At 65.8% G+C, this 18210-nt stretch carries 20 protein-coding genes and 1 tRNA gene; 14 read left to right on the top strand and 7 right to left on the bottom strand.

The window, feature by feature from the left end:
* Positions 1-152 precede the first annotated feature (152 nt).
* A complete protein-coding gene (locus tag GYM46_RS16180; protein ID WP_040349521.1) occupies positions 153-2300 on the top strand; it encodes a sodium-translocating pyrophosphatase in 2148 nt (715 codons plus the stop codon).
* Between the two features lie 81 nt (positions 2301-2381).
* Here the strand turns inward: GYM46_RS16180 and GYM46_RS16175 are convergent, their stop codons facing one another.
* Positions 2382-2861 (bottom strand): outer membrane protein assembly factor BamE, encoded by a 480-nt coding sequence (locus tag GYM46_RS16175; protein WP_008262615.1) that lies wholly within the window; start codon positions 2859-2861, stop codon positions 2382-2384.
* A 91-nt stretch (positions 2862-2952) separates the two neighbouring features.
* Here GYM46_RS16175 and GYM46_RS16170 point away from each other — a divergent pair, with 91 nt between their 5' ends.
* From GYM46_RS16170 to GYM46_RS16120, 11 genes are all read left to right on the top strand, one after another.
* The gene (locus GYM46_RS16170; protein ID WP_008259732.1) at positions 2953-3477 is read left to right on the top strand and encodes a ubiquinol-cytochrome C chaperone family protein; all 525 of its coding nucleotides are present in this window, start codon (positions 2953-2955) and stop codon (positions 3475-3477) included.
* 4 nt (positions 3478-3481) lie between these two features.
* Positions 3482-4000 carry a YceD family protein gene (locus GYM46_RS16165; RefSeq protein WP_035310147.1) on the top strand — a complete coding sequence of 173 codons (519 nt, stop codon included), beginning with the start codon at positions 3482-3484 and terminating at the stop codon, positions 3998-4000.
* A 106-nt stretch (positions 4001-4106) separates the two neighbouring features.
* Entirely contained in the window at positions 4107-5183 is a 1077-nt protein-coding gene (plsX, locus tag GYM46_RS16160; RefSeq protein ID WP_083793355.1) for a phosphate acyltransferase PlsX, read from the top strand.
* Entirely contained in the window at positions 5180-6157 is a 978-nt protein-coding gene (locus GYM46_RS16155; protein ID WP_008261217.1) for a beta-ketoacyl-ACP synthase III, read from the top strand. Before plsX ends, GYM46_RS16155 begins: the two co-directional genes overlap by 4 nt.
* A gap of 76 nt (positions 6158-6233) precedes the next feature.
* Complete coding sequence (locus GYM46_RS16150) at positions 6234-6542, top strand: integration host factor subunit alpha (protein WP_035306862.1); 309 nt, start codon at positions 6234-6236, stop codon at positions 6540-6542.
* Positions 6543-6547: 5 nt separating this feature from the next.
* A complete protein-coding gene (locus tag GYM46_RS16145; RefSeq protein WP_008260568.1) occupies positions 6548-7000 on the top strand; it encodes a MerR family transcriptional regulator in 453 nt (150 codons plus the stop codon).
* Between the two features lie 41 nt (positions 7001-7041).
* Positions 7042-7118 (top strand) — tRNA-Pro (locus GYM46_RS16140).
* A gap of 307 nt (positions 7119-7425) precedes the next feature.
* Positions 7426-8499, top strand: a complete 1074-nt coding sequence (gene rsgA, locus GYM46_RS16135; RefSeq protein WP_008264234.1) for a ribosome small subunit-dependent GTPase A — start codon at positions 7426-7428, stop codon at positions 8497-8499.
* Between the two features lie 108 nt (positions 8500-8607).
* Positions 8608-8934 carry a hypothetical protein gene (locus GYM46_RS16130; protein WP_008262117.1) on the top strand — a complete coding sequence of 109 codons (327 nt, stop codon included), beginning with the start codon at positions 8608-8610 and terminating at the stop codon, positions 8932-8934.
* 870 nt (positions 8935-9804) lie between these two features.
* Positions 9805-10980: a nucleoside triphosphate pyrophosphohydrolase family protein gene (locus tag GYM46_RS16125; protein ID WP_066551535.1), complete on the top strand. Its 1176-nt coding sequence runs from the start codon at positions 9805-9807 to the stop codon at positions 10978-10980.
* Positions 10977-11657, top strand: a complete 681-nt coding sequence (locus GYM46_RS16120) for a uracil-DNA glycosylase (protein WP_066551536.1) — start codon at positions 10977-10979, stop codon at positions 11655-11657. Before GYM46_RS16125 ends, GYM46_RS16120 begins: the two co-directional genes overlap by 4 nt.
* Here GYM46_RS16120 and GYM46_RS16115 read toward each other — a convergent pair.
* The 6 genes from GYM46_RS16115 to GYM46_RS16090 all read right to left on the bottom strand — a co-directional run bounded on the left by GYM46_RS16115 (position 11643) and on the right by GYM46_RS16090 (position 15634).
* Positions 11643-12431, bottom strand: coding sequence for a hypothetical protein (locus GYM46_RS16115; protein WP_066551537.1), 789 nt, complete (start codon positions 12429-12431; stop codon positions 11643-11645). The genes GYM46_RS16120 and GYM46_RS16115 overlap by 15 nt on opposite strands.
* Complete coding sequence (locus GYM46_RS16110) at positions 12403-13077, bottom strand: C1 family peptidase (protein WP_231868783.1); 675 nt, start codon at positions 13075-13077, stop codon at positions 12403-12405. The genes GYM46_RS16115 and GYM46_RS16110 overlap by 29 nt, the downstream gene beginning before the upstream one ends.
* 11 nt (positions 13078-13088) lie before the next feature.
* Positions 13089-14102 carry an ImmA/IrrE family metallo-endopeptidase gene (locus GYM46_RS16105; RefSeq protein ID WP_082854076.1) on the bottom strand — a complete coding sequence of 338 codons (1014 nt, stop codon included), beginning with the start codon at positions 14100-14102 and terminating at the stop codon, positions 13089-13091.
* 3 nt (positions 14103-14105) lie between these two features.
* Positions 14106-14456, bottom strand: a complete 351-nt coding sequence (locus GYM46_RS16100) for a helix-turn-helix domain-containing protein (protein WP_066551539.1) — start codon at positions 14454-14456, stop codon at positions 14106-14108.
* Positions 14453-14785 carry a hypothetical protein gene (locus GYM46_RS16095; RefSeq protein WP_082854077.1) on the bottom strand — a complete coding sequence of 111 codons (333 nt, stop codon included), beginning with the start codon at positions 14783-14785 and terminating at the stop codon, positions 14453-14455. Before GYM46_RS16095 ends, GYM46_RS16100 begins: the two co-directional genes overlap by 4 nt.
* A gap of 363 nt (positions 14786-15148) precedes the next feature.
* On the bottom strand, positions 15149-15634 hold the full coding sequence (locus GYM46_RS16090; RefSeq protein WP_156494637.1) for a hypothetical protein: 486 nt from the start codon (positions 15632-15634) through the stop codon (positions 15149-15151).
* A 37-nt stretch (positions 15635-15671) separates the two neighbouring features.
* Between GYM46_RS16090 and GYM46_RS16085 the strand changes: the two genes are divergently transcribed.
* Both GYM46_RS16085 and GYM46_RS16080 read left to right on the top strand, forming a co-directional pair.
* Positions 15672-16943 carry a TolC family protein gene (locus GYM46_RS16085; RefSeq protein ID WP_231868785.1) on the top strand — a complete coding sequence of 424 codons (1272 nt, stop codon included), beginning with the start codon at positions 15672-15674 and terminating at the stop codon, positions 16941-16943.
* A complete protein-coding gene (locus GYM46_RS16080) occupies positions 16940-18205 on the top strand; it encodes an efflux RND transporter periplasmic adaptor subunit (RefSeq protein WP_066551542.1) in 1266 nt (421 codons plus the stop codon). Before GYM46_RS16085 ends, GYM46_RS16080 begins: the two co-directional genes overlap by 4 nt.
* Positions 18206-18210: the final 5 nt, after the last annotated feature.

Raw genomic sequence — 18210 nt, 5'->3', positions numbered from 1 at the left:
TCAACTTGACGCCCATGACACGCTCCCTCTGCAAATCCCAAGGGACGCACTGACGCGTCCGCCGCGCTCGGGGGGACCGGACGTCGGACAGAGGCGATAACGCCCGCCGTCGCAAGGATCCGTGCGCTTGTTGCAAGGGCATGGAAACGTCAATGACGAACTCACTTACGCTGGTCTTCGCGGCAGGCGTTCTGGCGGTGCTGTACGGCGCCGCCCAGACCGCCGTGCTGATGAGGGCGAGCACCGGCAATGACAAGATGCGAGAGATCGCGGCCGCCATTCAGGAAGGCGCCTCGGCCTATCTGAAGCGGCAATATATGACGATCGGCATGGTCGGGGTCGTGATCCTGATCGCCGCCTATCTGCTGATCGGCGTCTATGCGGCGGTCGGCTTCGTGATCGGGGCCGTCCTGTCGGGCGCCGCCGGTTACGCCGGCATGCTGATTTCGGTGCGGGCCAATGTGCGCACGGCGCAGGCGGCGTCCGAGAGCCTGTCCAAGGGACTGAACCTGGCGTTCCGCTCGGGCGCCATCACCGGTATGTTCGTGGCGGGCGGCGCCCTGATCGGGGTGTCCGGCTACTTTATCGTGCTGACCCATCACCTGGGCCTGGGCTCGACCAGCCGCGAGGTGATCGACGGTCTGGTGGCCCTGGGCTTCGGCGCCTCGCTGATCTCGATCTTCGCCCGTCTGGGCGGCGGCATCTTCACCAAGGGCGCCGACGTGGGCGGCGACATGGTGGGCAAGGTCGAGGCCGGCATCCCCGAGGACGATCCCCGAAACGCCGCGACCATCGCCGACAATGTGGGCGACAATGTCGGCGACTGCGCCGGCATGGCGGCCGACCTGTTCGAGACCTATGCGGTGACGACGGTGGCGACCATGGTGCTGGCGGCCATCTTCTTCCGCGATCAGCCCTATGTGGGCGCCCTGATGGTGCTGCCGCTGGCGATCTGCGCAGTCTGTATCGTCACCTCGATCATCGGCAGCTTCTTCGTGCGGCTGGGCAAGAGCCAGAACATCATGGGCGCCCTGTATCAGGGGCTGATCGTGACCGGCGTCCTGTCCATCGGCGCGGTCTGGTGGGTGATCAACCAGATGGTGACGGGGCCGATCGTGACCGGAAGCGGCCTGACGATCCAGCCGATGGCCCTGTTCTGGTCCGGCATGGTCGGGCTGGCGGTGACGGCGGCCATCGTGGTGGTGACGGAATACTACACGGGGTCGAAATTCCGGCCGGTGCAGTCGGTGGCCAACGCCTCGGTCTCGGGTCACGGGACCAATGTGATCCAGGGGCTGGCGGTCTCGCTGGAGGCCACGGCGCTTCCGGCCCTGACGATCATCGTCGGCATCGTGGCCAGCTTCCAGCTGGCGGGTCTGTTCGGCATCGCCATCGCCACCACCACCATGCTGGGCGTGGCGGGGATGATCGTGGCGCTGGACGCCTTCGGGCCGGTGACGGACAACGCCGGGGGGATCGCCGAGATGGCGGGCCTGCCCAGCGAGGTGCGGCGGTCGACCGATGCGCTCGACGCGGTGGGCAACACCACCAAGGCCGTGACCAAGGGCTACGCCATCGGTTCAGCCGGCCTGGGGGCCCTGGTGCTGTTCGCAGCCTATACGTCGGACCTGCAGTATTTCTCGGCCAATCCGGCGGACTATCCCTTCTTCGCCGACATGGGGGCGATCGCCTTCGACCTGACCAACCCCTATGTCGTCGTGGGTCTGCTGTTCGGGGGGCTGCTGCCCTTCCTGTTCGGCGGCATGTCGATGATGGCGGTCGGGCGCGCGGCCGAGGCCGTGGTGGCCGAGGTGCGGCGTCAGTTCTGCGAGAACCCCGGCATCATGACCTATCAGGTCAAGCCGGAGTACGGCCGGGCGGTGGACATCCTGACCAAGGCGGCGATTCGCGAGATGATCGTGCCGTCGCTGTTGCCGGTGCTGTCGCCCATCGTCCTGTTCGCCGCGGTGCTGGCGATTTCGGACAAGGCCAACGCCTTCGCCTCGCTGGGCGCCATGCTGATGGGGGTGATCGTCACCGGCCTGTTCGTCGCCATCTCGATGACCTCGGGCGGCGGCGCCTGGGACAACGCCAAGAAGGTGATCGAGGAAGGCTTCACCGACAAGAACGGCGTGGTCCACGGCAAGGGCTCCGAAGCCCACAAGGCGGCCGTGACCGGCGATACGGTAGGGGATCCTTACAAGGACACCAGCGGCCCGGCGGTGAATCCGATGATCAAGATCACCAATATCGTCGCCCTGCTGCTGCTGGCGGTGCTGGCGAGCGGAAATATCGGCTAAGCTTGTACGAAGACGCCCCGGAGAGTGATCTCCGGGGCGTTTTTTCTTCGGCGATGCGTCGGACCCTGGTCCGGGCGGACCCTAGTCCGGGCGGCGTTGGCCGGGGGTGTCGTCCTCGGTGCGCGGCAACTGGCCGCGACCGACGTTGCCCAGCAACTGTTCGAGCACGGTCAGGGCGCGGCCGCGGGTCGGGGTCTCGGTCCGGTTCATCGCGATCTGCTCGCCGTCGGCCAGGCCCAGGGTGCGGACGGCGGCGACCTTGTCGCCGTTCGGCTCGAAGGTGACTTCGGTGATGGTGCGGCTGGCGACGACCGGGCGGTTGTAGGTGTATTTCTCGGTCGTCTGGCTGATGTAGTACCAGACCTGATCCGGTTCGAAGGTCGAGGTGGTCGACGGCGAACCGAGGCGGGCCAGGACGGTTTCCTTGGTGTCGGTCCCCGCGACGATGTCCTGGGGCTTGGCGTCGATGGCCTGGAAGCCGTTGGAGCCGATCATGGGCGCGCAGGCGGCGGACAGGCCGGCCAGGGAAACGGCGACGAAAAGCGGGACGAAACGAGACATGATCGGGCGCCTGCGAGAGAACAAGGTCTTTGACCTAGACGGACCTGCGTCCTAGTTCAACGGCGCGGCGGAAAAGGGGCCGTATAAAACCATGCTGAAATACCTGTTCAAACCCCGGCCCGGCGTCCGCATCGGCGACGCCCTGTACGCCCTGGCGGTGGAACAGGCGCGCCATCTCGGCTTCTACACGCGTCTGGGCGTGGCCGACCGGATCGACGCCCGCTTCGAGCTTTATACGCTGCACGTGCTGCTGCTGGTGCTGAGGTTGCGCGACGAGAACACCGAGGCCGGGCGGGACGCGGCCCAGGCCCTGTTTGACGCCTATGTCTCGGCCCTGGACCATGCGCTGCGCGAAGAAGGCGTCGGCGACGTCTCGGTCGGCAAGAAGATGCGCAAGCTGGGCGAGGCCCTGTACGGGCGGATGAACGCCTATGAGACGCCGCTGCGCGACGACGACGCGACGGCGCTGGCCGAGGCCCTGGCGCGCAATGTCTATGCAGAGACCGGGGCGGAACGGGCGAATGATCTGGCGCGCTACGCCCTGGCGGCGCGGGCCGGCCTGGCCGCGCAGGAATTCAATGATGTGCTGGCGAAGCCGGCCTGGACGGATGTTTGAGACGATGAGCGTGAGCCTTCCCTACAGCGAGACGGTGCGGATCAACCAGATCGGCGCCGGACTGAGCCGGCGGCTGGAGCCGGACGCAGACACGCGCAAGCGAATCGCTCGCGCCCTGGACCTTCAAGGTCTGGAAGATTTCACGATCGACGTGGAGGTGAAGCCGACCCCGTCGACCAGCGAATGGACGCTGAAGGGCCGGGTCAGCGCCCATGCGGTTCAGACCTGCGGCCTGACGCTGGAGCCGCTGCCCGTCGATGTGGATCGCCGCTTCTCTATCCAGCTGGCCGAACGTGCGCCCACGGAGACCGACGAGATCGAGGTCACGCTGGACGAGGAGGACGCCGATCTGATCGAGGACGGCAAGATCGACCTGGGCCAGTACGCCGTCGAGCAACTGGCCCTGTCGTTGGATCCGTTCCCGCGCAAGCCAGGCGCGGAGTTCGTGCAACCGGAAGAACCGGCCGAAATCTCGCCCTTCGCCGCCCTGAAGGCGCTGAAGCCGCAGGACGGCCAAGGCTGAGGTTGACGTTAGGGCCGGGTGGTTGCATCCCCCGGCTTGGGCGCTATCGTCCAGCGCCCTATATCAAGCGTCGCGCGACAAGACGACGCGGCTATTCGAGGTCCATTTGCCAGCCCCAGTTACGATCTCGCTTGACGCCATGGGCGGCGATCACGGCCCATCCGTCGTTATTCCCGGCGTCCGCAGCTATATCCTCACCCATGGCGGGGAGGGGGTTCGCTTCCTGCTGCACGGTGACGAGACCCAGATTCGGCCTGAGTTGGCGCGCGCCGACCTGTTGGATGCTGTCGCCGAGATTCGCCACACCGAAAAGGTCGTGGCCATGGACGAGAAGCCCGCCCAGGCCATGCGCCGGGGCAAGGGCTCCAGCCTGTGGAACGCCGTCGAGGCGGTAAAGACGGGCGAGGCCGGCGGCGTGGTCTCGGCCGGCAACACCGGCGCCCTGATGGCGATCTCCAAACTGATTCTGCGCATGTCGGCGCCGGGGCTGGAGCGACCGGCCATCGTCGCCAGCTGGCCGACCTTCAAGGGCCATACGGCGGTGCTGGACGTGGGCGCCAATATCGGCAGCGACGCCGAGCAACTGGTCGAGTTCGCCATCATGGGCGAAGCCTTCCAGTCGGCGGTGCGCGGCATCGCCCGGCCGACCATCGGCCTGCTGAACGTCGGTTCGGAAGACATGAAGGGCAACGAACAGGTCAAGGAGGCGCACGCCATCCTGCGCGACGGGCCGTTCGACCTGAATTATCACGGCTTCGTCGAAGGCGACGACATCGCCAAGGGCACGGTGGACGTTGTCGTGACCGACGGCTTCACCGGCAATATCGCCCTGAAGACGGCCGAGGGCACCGCGCGCTATATTTCCGCCCTGCTGCGCGAGGCCCTGACCTCGAACCTGCAGTCCAAGCTGGGCGCCGCCATCGCCATGCCGGCTCTGAAGAAGATGCGCGAGAAGATCGATCCCAGCACCATCAACGGCGGCCCGCTGCTGGGGCTGAACGGGATCGTGGTGAAGAGCCACGGGGGCGCCGACGCCAAGGGATTCGGCAACGCCATCCGTATCGCGGTCGATCTGGCCCGCAGCGACTATATGACCAAGGTGGGCGCCAATCTGGGCAAGCTGGACGCCGTGTTCGACCATTCCAGCCCGCCCGCCGCCCCCGCCGGAGAACCCCTTCAGTGAGCGTCACCCGCAGCGCCGTGACCGGCGTCGGCTCCTATCTGCCGGAGCAGATCGTCACCAACGCCGACCTGGCCAAGTTCGTCGACACCTCCGACGAATGGATCCAGGAACGCACCGGCATCAAGCAGCGCCACAAGGCGCGTGACGACCAGCCGACCAGCGATCTGGCTGTCGAGGCCGCCAGGAAGGCCCTGGCCGACGCCGGCAAGACGGCGGCGGACGTCGATCTGATCATCGTGGCCACCACCACGCCGGACATGACCTTCCCGGCCGTGGCCTCGATCGTTCAGCACAAGCTGGGCGCCGGGGTGGGCGTGGCCTTTGACGTCCAGGCCGTCTGTTCAGGCTTCGTCTATGCCTTGAGCGTGGCCGACGGCTTCGTGGCGCGCGGCCTGTCCAAATGCGCCCTGGTGATCGGCGCCGAGGAAATGACGCGGCTGATGGACTGGACCGACCGGACCACCTGCGTCCTGTTCGGCGACGGTGCGGGGGCCGTGGTGCTGGAGCCGCGCGAAGGGCAGGGGACCTCGGCCGATCAGGGGATGCTGGGCTTCGCCCTGCGCGCCGACGGCTCGAAGACCGATCTGCTCTACGTCGACGGCGGTCCGGCCACGACCGGGACCGTGGGCCACCTGCGGATGGCCGGGAATCAGGTGTTCCGTCATGCCGTGGTCAATATCGCCGAAGGCATCACCGCCGCCTGCGCCGCCGCCGACATCGAGATCTCCGACGTGGACTGGTTCGTGCCGCATCAGGCCAATCAGCGGATCATCAAGGGCGTCGGCGACCGGCTGGGTCTGGACGAGACCAAGGTGATCTCGACCGTGGCCCTGCACGCCAACACCTCGGCCGCCTCGATCCCCCTGGCGCTGGACGCGGCGATCCAGGACGGACGGATCAAGAAGGGCGACATGGTCCTGCTGGAGGCCATGGGGGGCGGCCTGACCTGGGGCGCCTGCGCGCTGCGCCTCTAAGTCCGGCAGAGGCATTGATTTTTCGGAGACTTTGCGTCCCTATACGCCCAGCCTACCGCTACCAGACGGGGATATGATGTCAGGCCTACAGACCGTAACGCGCGCCGACCTTTGCGAAGCCGTGCATGAAGAGGTCGGTCTGTCCCGGCAGGAGTGTTCGGCCCTGGTCGAGCGCACCCTGGAACTGATCGTTGAATCCCTGGAACAGGGCGATACGGTCAAACTGTCGGGCTTCGGCGTGTTTCAGGTTCGCGAGAAGCGCGCCCGCATGGGCCGTAATCCCAAGACCGGCGAACCGGCGGCGATCAATCCGCGCCGGGTCATCAGCTTCCGCGCCTCTCAGATCATGAAGAGCCGGGTTCACGACGCCGTCGTCGAGGCCTGAGTCCCTTGGCCAAGAGCCCAGACGCCTTCCGCACGATCTCCGAGGCGGCCGAGGAAGTCGGGGCGCCGCAGCATGTGCTGCGCTTCTGGGAAACCAAGTTCAGTTTCGTGGCCCCTGTGAAACGGGCCGGGGGGCGCCGGTTCTATCGACCGCAGGACATAGCGGTGCTGAAAGCCGTGCGGCGGCTGCTGCACGACGACGGCCTGACGATTCGCGGGGTTCAGCGCCTGCACAAGGAGCAGGGGCTGAAGAAGCTGGTCGGCGCAGAGGCGGCGGCCCTGATCGAGGATGGCGAGACGTTCGCCGCCATCGCGACGCCAGTCCCGGCGCGCCCCGTCTCGATGTCGCACGCCGGGCGCGCTGAACATGCGGACTTGCAGGGTGTTCTGGCCGATCTGGAGCAGGCGAAGGCGCGTCTGGACGCCGTGCTTTCGCGGTCGGTGGAAAAGTCGTTTTAGCGTTTGCGGTCAACGGTCGCCCCGTCTATAGGGAGCGCCTTCGGAGCGTGGCGCAGCCTGGTAGCGCACTTGACTGGGGGTCAAGGGGTCGCAGGTTCGAATCCTGTCGCTCCGACCATTTCCTCTAAGGAAACGGTTGGTTAGAGGGGCCGCTTTCGGGCGGCCCCTTTGCAATTCGGGTCGCTGTCGGGCCCGCTGTCCTTTTACCAACTGCGGTGAGCGGTCATCGCCCCCGCCCTGGCCCACGCCTCGCGCCCCGCATCATTCCAGGCCGACCCCAGTCGGCGCAGCTGTCGACGTGAGCCGTTGTCGGGGCGGATGAAATGACAGGGTGTGAGCGCCCTTGCGTGCTGAGCCTCCTGCGAGATGCTATCAGGGGGAACGGCAGGGACATTGTCGCCGCAACCAACAGGGATTCCCTTGATTTGATCGGACAATATGGATGGTCGACGTCTCTGGCGTCGGCCTTCGAGCCCCATGAGCGTGCGGGCCACACGCCGGGCCGCATCATTCTCCACCAGCGGGACGGTTACGTCGTCGCGACCGACAACGGCGAAATACGCGCCAAGGTTTCGGGGCGGCTACGTCATGAGGCGGGGGAAATCGGGCATCCGGCGGTCGGGGACTGGGTCGCCCTTTCGTTCGGCGCGCAGGAGCGCACGGCCACGATCCACGCCTTCCTGCCGCGCCGCACGGCCTTCGTCCGCAGGGCGGCCGACAGTATGCGGAAACTGCAGATCCTGGCCGCAAACGTCGATGTGGCCTTTATCGTCACCTCACTGAACGGTGATCTCAACCTGCGCCGGATCCAGCGGTATCTGGCGGCGGCCTGGGAGAGCGGCGCCCGGCCTGTCGTGGTGCTGACGAAATCGGACCTGTGCGTCGATCCGGGGGACCAGGCGGCCCGCGTCGCCGCCCTGGAGCCGGGCTGTCCTGTGTTGATGGTCTCGGCCCGCCAAGGCGTGGGCCTCGACGCCTTGCTCGCCCAGGTGGGGAGGGGGGAGACCTGCGTGCTAATCGGCTCGTCCGGCGTCGGCAAGTCGACCCTGGTCAACGCCTTTCTGAACGAAGACCGGATGGCGACGCAGGCCATCCGCGAGACCGACGATCAGGGGCGTCACACCACCAGCCACCGCCAGCTCATCCTGCTTCCCGGCGGCCGGCTGATGCTCGACACGCCCGGTATCCGCGAAGTCGGTCTGATCGACGCCGAAGCGGGCGTGAGCGCCGTGTTCGAAGACATCGAGGGTCTTCTCCAGAGGTGCCGGTTCACCAACTGCAGTCACGCCAACGAGCCGGGCTGCGCCGTGCAGGCCGCCGTGCAGAGCGGCGCGCTCGATCCCGCGCGGTGGGCGCACTACCAGAAGCTGACCCTCGAGGCGGCTGCGGCCGAGCACGAGCAGGAGCGGGCGGCGAAGGCGGTAGAGCGTCGCCGGCTCGGCGCGCTCCAGAAGGTGTACCGCGCCACCAAGAGGAACGACCGGGGCGGCGGCGACTGATCGTCCGTGATCGGTTCCAATCCTCCTGAAGACGGGTTCGGACGAATTATGGCCTTTCCCGCAGCCAATCAGGCTAGTCGAGAGATTCAAACCTGAAAGAGTTCAAAAATGCCCGCGTACACCATCGTAACCACCAGTGCGGTCCAGGGCGGCGACACCGCCGAGGTCAACACGCTGACGGACGACTTCGCCAATGACAGCGAGGCGCTGGGCTATGCGCGTCGGATGGCCGACGAAATGATCGACATGGCCCATCAACTCCTGCTGGACTTCGACTACAGCAATGTCGGCGTCTATGAGGGCGATCTGATCGACGAGGACATCACGCCTGATCACGCATCCCTGATCGGCGTATGGGTGCTCGACGAAGACGGCTCCGCTTGCGTGACCGCAGAAGAATTCCGCGAGGGGGCGACCGAGGTCGAGCCTTCCTGATCGTCTGTGAGTGTGCTGAAAATCTGAGATTCCAACTATCTGTTTTATAGCAGTATCTGTGCTCCGATATCTGAGATTCTCATTGTGCGCTTCGAGGAAGCTCGGTTCATCGGCAAGTGGCCCAGAGACGCAGTTACGGGGTGGGCGATAGCGACAAATGTTGCGCGTCTACGCTGGACGGGACATTTTCCGCCCAGATTGCGTAGGGTTCTCTAATGGCTGGCAGTTTCGACACAATGCCGGACCCCATCTCCGACTATGCTGCCGCTGTCGCTCGGTACGGGGAGACACTGGGCGTCCCAACATCTCTGGCGAAGATCGATACAATCCTCGATATGATCGCTGGCGACGCTGTTGACGTTTTCGGGTCTAAGGATGCCGCAAGGCAGTTCCTCGCCAACGCACCGATCCACGACGGAAAAGTCGCGAGAGATGTCGCGCTTGAGATCGGGATCAGCCGGATATTGTCTCGTATCGATGGTCTGAGGTTTGGTGTCTTTAGCTAGAAGGTACTACCTCGTTAGAAACCAGTCTGCTCGATGACCGTATAGCGCTCATCGTTATGCGACCTGGCGAGGTCCTAAGTGCGTCCTCGAGTCCCTCAGCGACTTGATTGAAGTACGAAACTGACGGGACGTGATCGCGCTGCTTCTCGTTTAAGAGCGCTAAGCTGGCCGCTCGCTTGCCCGGATATGCCAACCAGCGGAAACCTAGTGATTGGAGGAGGTCTGCTTTCGTCGCCTAAGTGTCTTCACGACCACCATCTACGTTTCGACCGGAAGCTGCTCCACTGGAAGCGGGCAGTCTGCGGGAGACGCCTCCTCCGAATCGTTCGAATAACATTGGGATGATAACAACGCGGGGTCGAGAATGGACGATTATAGACCGCTAACGGTGGGGGACTACGCAGCAGACGCGGCCCGAACGGATCGCGGTATCGAAGGCCAATCGCTGGCCTTTCCTCTTCTTGGTCTGGTCGGCGAAGTGGGAAGCCTCCTTAGCGAACTGAAGAAAAAACAACGCGACCCTGCCTCCTACCGCAGCCATTCAGACGCCGTGACCGAGGAGTTGGGAGACGTTCTTTGGTATCTCGCGGCGGTGGCGCGACGAGGCGGAGTGGCCCTCAGCGCTGTCGCCGCCCATCTATATCGACGAGATGCGCAGTGGAGGGGCATCGACGATCCGGCGCTGACCTTTGAGGCGCTTCAGCCCCACCCGATCGCGCCGGGAGGCGAGCCGACCGCCAACTTCGAGGAGACGCTTTTAGATCTCGCCTCGGACGTCGGCCTCCTGATCGGGGATTTCCAGGCCGGCCGCCTTGACGTGGATCAGGGTCTTTTGCCCATGCGTCTGGCGGCGATCCTGACTCGGCTGTTGCGGGCGTCGCGCGAGGCCCACCTGACCCTGGAGGTGGCGGCAGTCAAGAACACCTACAAGATCTTCGACCGATGGCCGGAGACGCGGGCTTACCCCGAGCCCTTCGACGCCGACGCCGATCCCGACGAGCAACTGCCGCGTCGGCTGGAGGTCGAGGTCTATGAGAAGCGGGTCGGGGACAAGGACTATGTCTTCCAGCGCTGCAACGCCCTGTTCATCGGCGACCGTCTGACCGACAATTCGCTGGAGCAGGATGACTACCGGTTCCACGACGTCTTCCACTACGCCTTCGTCGCCGTGCTCGGCTGGTCGCCGGTGACGCGGGCTCTGATGCGGCTGAAGCGCAAGAGCCAGCCGCAGATCGATGACGCCGAGGACGGAGCCCGGGCGATCCTGATTGAGGAAGGCGTCTCGACCTGGGTGTTTGGCCAGGCGCAGCGGCTGAACTATTTCGAAGGAGTCGGGATCGGCAAACTTCCCCTAGATCTGCTCAAACAGATCAAGCAGTTCGTGGCCGGCTACGAGGCGGACCGTCTCCCGCTGTGGCTTTGGGAGGAGGCGATCCTTCAGGGCTATGAGGTCTTCCGATATCTGCGTCAGCACCGACGCGGACGGGTAATCTTGGATTTCGAGACTCGGTCTTTGCGTGTAGAGGCCCTCGCATCATGACGCCCACCGCCTTTGTCGATGCGCTCCAGAGCGCCTCCCTGCCCAATGTGTTCAATCCCTGGCGCGACCAGTGCGCCGTCTGCGACCGGGCCGACGCTCCCTCGCTGCGCCGGGAAAACCTGCGTCTCTTCCTCGAGCGCGCGGTCGAGGTGGACGGCGCGACCCTTTGGATCGGACGAGATCTCGGCTATCGGGGCGGCCGCCGGACCGGCGTGCCCCTGACCGACGAAGTTCATCTCGCCTCGGCTTCGGCCCTGATGGGCGACATCGCCCTAGTCAGAGCTACCGAAGGACCGGTCATGGCGGAACGGACGGCGGCGGTCGTCTGGAGCGTTCTGCGGCGGGTGCAACGCCCGACCATGCTGTGGAACGTTTTCCCCTTCCATCCGCATCTTGCCCAAGACCCAATGTCGAACCGGCCGCATACTCGCGCGGAGCGGGATGCGACATGGCCCTTGCTGGAGGCCCTAATCGAGATGGTCCAACCAGCCCGGATCGTGGCCATCGGCCGGGACGCCAGCCAGGCCCTAACGAATCTCGGCGTCGCCTCCGATGCGGTGCGTCATCCCAGCTATGGCGGTCAGGCCGAGTTCGTGGCGGGCATGCACGCGCTATACGAGGTCGCAGACGCCCAGCTCAGCTTCGCCGGGCTGGAGCCGCCCTCAGCGCTCAACTAGGGCGTCGCAGGCCGCCAGCATGGCCTTGATAGCTGTGCGCGGCGCGGTTTGCTTCGCATCGTTGCGAGGCTGATCGATGATCGCGTGCGACGACAGGACGGTCAGGGCGCCGACCTGAAGCCCCGCTTCCTGGGCCACGAAGGCCATCAGCCGCCCCAGGCCGATTAGGTTCCCCAGCAGCTTCTCGATATAATAGTGATTGCGGTACATCACCGTCAGATGCAGCCGATCGCCCGCGGCGCTCCGTTCGGGCTTGAAGCTGGCGTGGCTCAGGCACTGACCGCCGTAAGGGGACCGGTCGACGTCGCGCAGGGGGTCAAAGACAGAGAGCTCGAACTTGTTGAGCGCCTTGACCGAGGGATCCTTCAGACGATCGACGATGTCGGCCAGCTGATTGAAGGCGACGCCTCCGCCCGGACGCGGCAGATTGATCATCCGCTCGAAGTAATAGCCCGACCAGCGGTCTCCGCCGCGCGCCGCGGCGGGAAGGACATGGTCCCTAAACCGATCATAGAAGGCCGGTGATCCGTGCCGGCGATGGAGGGCGGCGGGAAACAGGGTGTTGGCCACCGTCTCGATCGGCTTGGCGTCCCACTGTCTGAGGAAGTCGTCCACGATGGTCACCGCGGGATCGCCGAGGGTGGCGCGCGCCAGGGGATCGGCGACGTCGATGATGACGTTCTGGGCCTCGTGGCCCGGACGATCATCGACCGTCTGGACTGCGGCGCGCCACGCGCTGAAGCAATCAGGCTGCGACGGAATGGGGAGATACATGATCGTCCTCTTCGAGAAGGGCGGCCCCGTAGAGACGGGGCTCGACATATGTCCGGGTCAGCCAGGCGTGACCGGCGACACCCCAACCGGCGCCCCAGCTGTTCCGGACCAAGAGGACCGGGGTGTCGGCGATCTCGCCATGGCCAACCGCCAGCACGGCATGGCCCAGTGCTGGATCCCCGACCTCGCCGGGCACCGGTCGGACTACCCCCGCGGCGTCCGGTCTGTAGAAGCTGGCGGAAAGCCTCAGCAGGATCAGCACCGGCCGCCCGGACTGGAGGGCGTCGATGATTTCCGCCCAGCCGAAGGGCAGGGCCTGTCCCTTGCGGGTGAACCGGACGCCGTCCGCCGGCGGCGTGCTCCAGGCGTCATTAGCGGGCGGCGTCGGGACATATGGCCAATGTTCTTCGGCGGGCTGGCCATCCTCGCGCAGGGCGTCCAGCATGAACCCCAGACCCGCGCCGGAAGACGGGGGGCGACCCGCGCGCTTTTGGGCGTGGTGGAAGGCCGCCTCGCAAGACAGGGGCGTCCAGCCCGGACGCACCGCGGCGTGAAGATCACTGGCGGCGAAGGCCAAGCAGGTCGGCCGCGGACCCTGGTCGCGAGCCGGTCCGAGACGGTGGCGTAGATCCGTGCTGATGTCCAAGGCCGCCATCCTTAAGCCGCCGCCAGCCAGCGGCGGCGTTCGGCGCGGGAAAGGCCGGACGCTTCGGGGCCGGAGAGGTCGAAGGCCACGGTCAGGGCGGCGATCGGCGGTTCCTCGAGCCAGGGACGGCTCTGGCGCAGATCCAGCGCCCCCTCGACCTCCTCGCCGTCAGGACCCGCCAGGACCTCGCGTTCCACTTGATCGCCGACACTGTCCCGAGGGCCGACGAACCGGGTGTCACGCAGGACCACCAGGCCGCTGGCCTGAAGGGTGTCGAAATCCCAAAGATAGCCAGCCGACCCCAGTTCCCGGACCCGGATGACGAACAGGTCCCCGCGGCTGCCGTCGATCCGTCCGCCCTGATCCTTCTCCGTCAGAAGCCAGACATCGCCGTGATAGGACGGCGGGGTGAAGTCGCCGAGGAGCTCGACCTTCAAGGTCCGAGGTCTTGTCGCAAGAATGGTCTGGCGCCGTCCGGCGTCGAGCAGGTCGTAGCGCTCCAGGGTGCGCGTCATGGCCTCGAAGCTCACGCCGAGACGAAGCGCAAGCTGATAGACAACCTGCGGGCGTTCGAGATCGACGGCCCGCCAGCCCTGCCGAGCGCAGTGGGCCGTGATCAGCCAGCGTGGCATCAGCAGGGCGGCGGCGAAGGCGTCGGCCTCCGTCTCCTGGAAGCCGGGGCTGAGATCGCGACCTGGCGCGCGCCGCAGGACCTGGGCTTCGTCGTCGAGGCTGGGCTGATGCCGGAGAGTGGAATGGCCGAGTTCATGGGCCGCGGTGAAGCGCTGGATGCTGAGCGGGCGTTGGGTGGTGATCATGATCCCCGGAATAGGAACGTTGACGAAGGCACCCAGCAGCCCGTCGAGGGGGCGGACCATCAGGGGAGTGTCGAGCGCCGCGATCAGATCAAACACATCCACGGCGCCGGGTTCGGCTTCCAGCCGGGCGCGAAGATCAAACTGGCGATGCAACCGGCCGGCGGCCGCCACCCCGTTCCGGACGGCCTCCTGATAGGTCCGCGCCATCCGTCAGTCCGTCTTCCGGGCGCGCGCCAGTAGAAACTCGGTGAAGCGGCCCAGCTCCTCCCGGTCTCTTTGCGATAGGTCGGCCGCCTGGCGCGCCAGATGTGCCACATCGGGCGGCAAATCAGGCGGTCCCTCGATTCCGGTAAGATAGCCCACTGATTGCCGGTAGAGCCGCGCTAGGCGGGTGAGTTCGATCGCTTCCACGCGCCGCTGTCCACTCTCGATACCGGTCAGCGCCGTGCGGGGCAGCTTGAGATGCGCGGCCACCTCTTCCTGCTTCAGACCGAGATATTCCCGCGCTTCGCGAAGCCGTTCCCCCAGACTGCGCCGGGCCTGTTCGTCGTCGTCGATCATGCGCTGGCCGGATGGGTTTTCTTCCAGGCCGCCTCAAGCCGGGGCATCATATGGTCCAAAGCAGCCTGGATGGAATCGTAGCCGCCGGTCTTGACAATATTCTTGGGCTCGAACCCGAGAATGTCCTCTAGCGCCAAGGTCACGTCGACGACTGTCAGGGAATCTAGCCGAATCTTGGTGGTAAGCAGGGTTATCGGGTCGGCGGGAGGCGTTACGCCCTGCAGGGCAAACTCGCTTTCCGCCAGTGAGGTCAGCTCCGCCAAGAGGCAGGCGCTCACCGCCTTGACGGGAAACGGCTTGGTCTCCGGCTTGTCCTTGATCTGTGTCATGGCTGATCCTCCGACATTCGACCAATGTAATGTTAGAATATCGAACATACAACCCGCGTGTCGGCAATGGCGATGGAAGATCGGAGAGTCGGCTTAATTTCTCCATTACACGGCGCAGTCATCGACTCGGCGACCGCCTCGGCTCTTGAGAGGGCCCGGTAGGCTGTGCAACTTCGTTTCCTCGGCGAAGGCCAGCGCCTACCGCTCGCGCATAGGCAGACTCGATGAGCGAGAAGGACCATAGCGCGTTTTGCCTAAGCAGCGTTCAGCGCGGCCTTTTACGGTACGGTCGGACAATCTGCCCCATCGTCGCCCCATTGCCGAAACTCCGCGTTCGACGTATGCGGAGATTCTCGGGGTATTCTATTGTCTCACCTTGCTCGCCAGTTTTGCGTCGGACTTGCCGTGACCCTTATGGTCGCGCTGCAGGCCTTTGGCGCGATCAGCGCCGAGCACAAGATCGAGCACGCGGTCCAATTCCCCGGCGTCGCCTATGTCGAAATCGCCGCCGATGATCACGATCACGATCATCAAGTCGTCGACGCCAGCCCCGGCGACACGCTTGTCGATGCGAACGACGGCGACTTCGACGGTCAGCCGATCAAATCGCACCACCACCATGGCGGCGCTGACCAGCACCTGGTCATCGGCGACGAGCTGCCGCCGATCGACGCCTCCATCGCCTATGTCGTGCGCCTGGGTCCGACCCCGGAATCCGTCCCGCCGGGCGCGTTGATCGACGCCCCGCAACAGCCTCCAAAACAGAACGCCTGATCGCCTGAAGAGCTGATCCTGCGCGGCCGTGCGGCCGTGCGCGTCCTGTTGGAGAAATTCCTTGATACCTTCCATGTCCGGCTCCGCCGGATGGCGGGGGCGAGGCGCGGCCATGTCCGCCCTTGCTCTCGTCCTGGCGGCGACCGTATCGCTGCCTTCACCGGCGTTCGCCCAGGCGACGCCGTCCGCCGAGGCCGTCCAGGCCTCGCCTGTCCTGTCGCTCGAAGAGGCGCTGCGGCGCTCCATCGTCGCCGACCCGGCGCGTGCGGGTTACGAAGCGCGACTGCGCGCTGTCGAAGCCGGCGTGCGCCAGGCCGGGGTGCGCCCCAATCCGACGCTCGGACTGATGGTCGAGAACCTGCCAACGTTGGGCGGGGGCGACATCCTCGACCGCACCGAGACCACCCTGACCTATGAGCAGAGGATCGAGCGCGGCGGGGACCGTCCTGCCCGTTCCAGCCTGGCGCGTAGCGAAGGCCTGTTGGTCGCCGCACAGGCGCGGGTCGCCCAACTGGATCGTCTGGAACGGGTGCAGCGCGCCTGGTCCGACGCCATGGCAGCTCAGGCCCAGGTCGAGATCGCCAGAGAACGGCTCACCATGGCGGAGCGCTTCCAGAACGAGGTGCAGCGGCGGGTCAACGCCGCGCGCGATCCTCTGTTCGCCGGAGCCCGCGCCGAGGCTGAACTGGCCCAGGCCCAGATCGAGTTCGATCAGGCCGAGGTCGCCGCGCGCATGGCGGCGATCATGATCGGCAAATACTGGGACGGGACGGTCAACTTCCGTCTGGATCCGACCGCCTTCGAAGACACCAGCGCATCGCGCGTGGTCGCCGGCGAAGTCGCGGAAGCCGATCTTGACGTGTTCCGCGCGCGCCAGGCTGCGGCAGTCGCCCAGGTGCGGGTGGAGGAGGCGAGAGCCGTCGCAGATCCCACCGTCAGCGTCGGCGTTCGCCACTTCTGGAACAACGACCTGTCGCTGGTCGTCGGCGGATCCATCCCCTTGCAACGCTACGACCGGAACCAGGGTGCCATCGACCGCGCCAGGGCAGAAGGCATAGCCGCGCAGGCGGATCTCGGCGCGAGACGGATCGAACTGGATCGCGAAATCGCTCGCCTCCAGGTCCTGCTGCTGTCCCAGGCCAACGAGGTCCGGCGCATCAGCGAAGAGACCCTGCCGCAGGCGGAGCGGGCCGTGACCCTGGTCCGTGACGGGTTCGCGCGCGGCGGCTTCACCTACAACGACGTCATGGCCGCACAGACGGCCCTTCTGCAGAGCCGAGCCCGTCGCGTGACGGTGCTTCAGGCCTTCCACAACGACCGCGCCCGCCTTGATCGCCTGACCGGCGCGCACGCCGACCTGCTCGGCATGGAGACTCCACAATGAGACAGATCAGAACTCCGCTCATCGCCTATGGCGCGGCGGTATCGGCCTTCGCCTTGGCCTTGGCCTCATGCGGCGGCGGCGCCGAAAAGGCGGCGCCCGAGAGCGAGGCGGAAGCCGCTGCGGCGGCCGACTACGAGCGCGGACCCCATAACGGTCGTCTGCTCCGTGACGGTGATTTCGCTCTGGAGGTGACCATCTACGAGGAAGGGCCGGAGCCCCTGTTCCGCCTCTATCCCTATGTGAACGACAAGCCGGTCGATCCGCGCCAGGTCCAGGTCACCATGGCCCTCACGCGCCTGGGTCCGAAGGTCGATCGCTTCATCTTCGCCCCGGAGAACGACTACCTCGCCAGCCCTGGCGTGGTATTCGAACCGCACTCCTTCGACGTGGCGGTCAACGCCGTGCGCGCCGGGAAGCGGTCGAACTGGACCTACCAGTCCTACGAGGGCCGCACGATCATCTCGTCCCAGGCCGCTCAGGCGGGCGGGGTGACGACGGAACGGGCCGGCCCCGCCGTGCTGGGCGAGACCTTGCCCCTGTCGGGTCGGGTGGAGATCACGCCTGAAGGTCAGGCGGAGGTGTTTGCGCGCTATCCGGGCCGCATCGTTTCGCTGAACGTTCAGCTCGGCCAGCGGGTGTCGCGCGGACAGGTTCTGGCGCGGGTCGAATCCAGCGAGAGCCTGCAGACCTATTCGGTGACCGCGCCGATCTCGGGCGTGATCACGACGAAGAACGCCAACCCCGGTCAGATTACCGGCAACGGTCCGCCGATGCTGACGATCGGCGATCCGACGCGCCTTCATGCGGAGTTCTTCCTCTATCCGCGCGATGCGGAGCGGGTGCGCGTCGGGCAGCGGGTCGAGCTCAAGAGCCTGGCCGGCGAACACACGGCGACGGGCGTGATCGAAGCGATCCTGCCCTCGGACGACGTGCTCAGCCAGACGCTCGTCGCCCATGTGGAGCTGCCCTACCAGGGCGGCGTCTGGCGGCCGGGGCTCGGCGTCGAGGGCGTAGTTCAGGTCGGGGCCGGTGAAGTGCCGCTGGCGGTCAAGACCAAAGGGCTCCAGCCCTTCCGCGACTTCACCGTGGTCTATGCCAAGGTCGGCGACACCTACGAGGTGCGGATGCTCGAACTGGGGCGTCGTACCGATGAGTGGACCGAGGTTCTCGGCGGCATCGAGCCCGGCACGACCTATGTCGTCGACGGCGCCTTCCTCATTCGCGCGGACATCGACAAGTCCGGCGCGAGCCACGATCACTAGGGGGC

The organism is Brevundimonas mediterranea (assembly GCF_011064825.1).
Classification (GTDB): Bacteria; Pseudomonadota; Alphaproteobacteria; order Caulobacterales; family Caulobacteraceae; genus Brevundimonas; species Brevundimonas mediterranea_A.
This window is presented reverse-complemented; position numbering and strand designations above follow the sequence as displayed.

Bases quoted from the DNA above. Each gene is read 5' to 3' on its own strand.
- GYM46_RS16180 (WP_040349521.1), top strand. From the start codon at position 153: ATGACGAACTCACTTACGCTGGTCTTCGCGGCAGGCGTTCTGGCGGTG.
- GYM46_RS16175 (WP_008262615.1), bottom strand. From the start codon at position 2,861: ATGTCTCGTTTCGTCCCGCTTTTCGTCGCCGTTTCCCTGGCCGGCCTG.
- GYM46_RS16170 (WP_008259732.1), top strand. From the start codon at position 2,953: ATGCTGAAATACCTGTTCAAACCCCGGCCCGGCGTCCGCATCGGCGAC.
- GYM46_RS16165 (WP_035310147.1), top strand. From the start codon at position 3,482: ATGAGCGTGAGCCTTCCCTACAGCGAGACGGTGCGGATCAACCAGATC.
- GYM46_RS16150 (WP_035306862.1), top strand. From the start codon at position 6,234: ATGTCAGGCCTACAGACCGTAACGCGCGCCGACCTTTGCGAAGCCGTG.
- GYM46_RS16130 (WP_008262117.1), top strand. From the start codon at position 8,608: ATGCCCGCGTACACCATCGTAACCACCAGTGCGGTCCAGGGCGGCGAC.
- GYM46_RS16125 (WP_066551535.1), top strand. From the start codon at position 9,805: ATGGACGATTATAGACCGCTAACGGTGGGGGACTACGCAGCAGACGCG.
- GYM46_RS16120 (WP_066551536.1), top strand. From the start codon at position 10,977: ATGACGCCCACCGCCTTTGTCGATGCGCTCCAGAGCGCCTCCCTGCCC.
- GYM46_RS16115 (WP_066551537.1), bottom strand. From the start codon at position 12,431: ATGTATCTCCCCATTCCGTCGCAGCCTGATTGCTTCAGCGCGTGGCGC.
- GYM46_RS16105 (WP_082854076.1), bottom strand. From the start codon at position 14,102: ATGGCGCGGACCTATCAGGAGGCCGTCCGGAACGGGGTGGCGGCCGCC.
- GYM46_RS16100 (WP_066551539.1), bottom strand. From the start codon at position 14,456: ATGATCGACGACGACGAACAGGCCCGGCGCAGTCTGGGGGAACGGCTT.
- GYM46_RS16095 (WP_082854077.1), bottom strand. From the start codon at position 14,785: ATGACACAGATCAAGGACAAGCCGGAGACCAAGCCGTTTCCCGTCAAG.
- GYM46_RS16090 (WP_156494637.1), bottom strand. From the start codon at position 15,634: ATGGAAGGTATCAAGGAATTTCTCCAACAGGACGCGCACGGCCGCACG.
- GYM46_RS16085 (WP_231868785.1), top strand. From the start codon at position 15,672: ATGTCCGCCCTTGCTCTCGTCCTGGCGGCGACCGTATCGCTGCCTTCA.
- GYM46_RS16080 (WP_066551542.1), top strand. From the start codon at position 16,940: ATGAGACAGATCAGAACTCCGCTCATCGCCTATGGCGCGGCGGTATCG.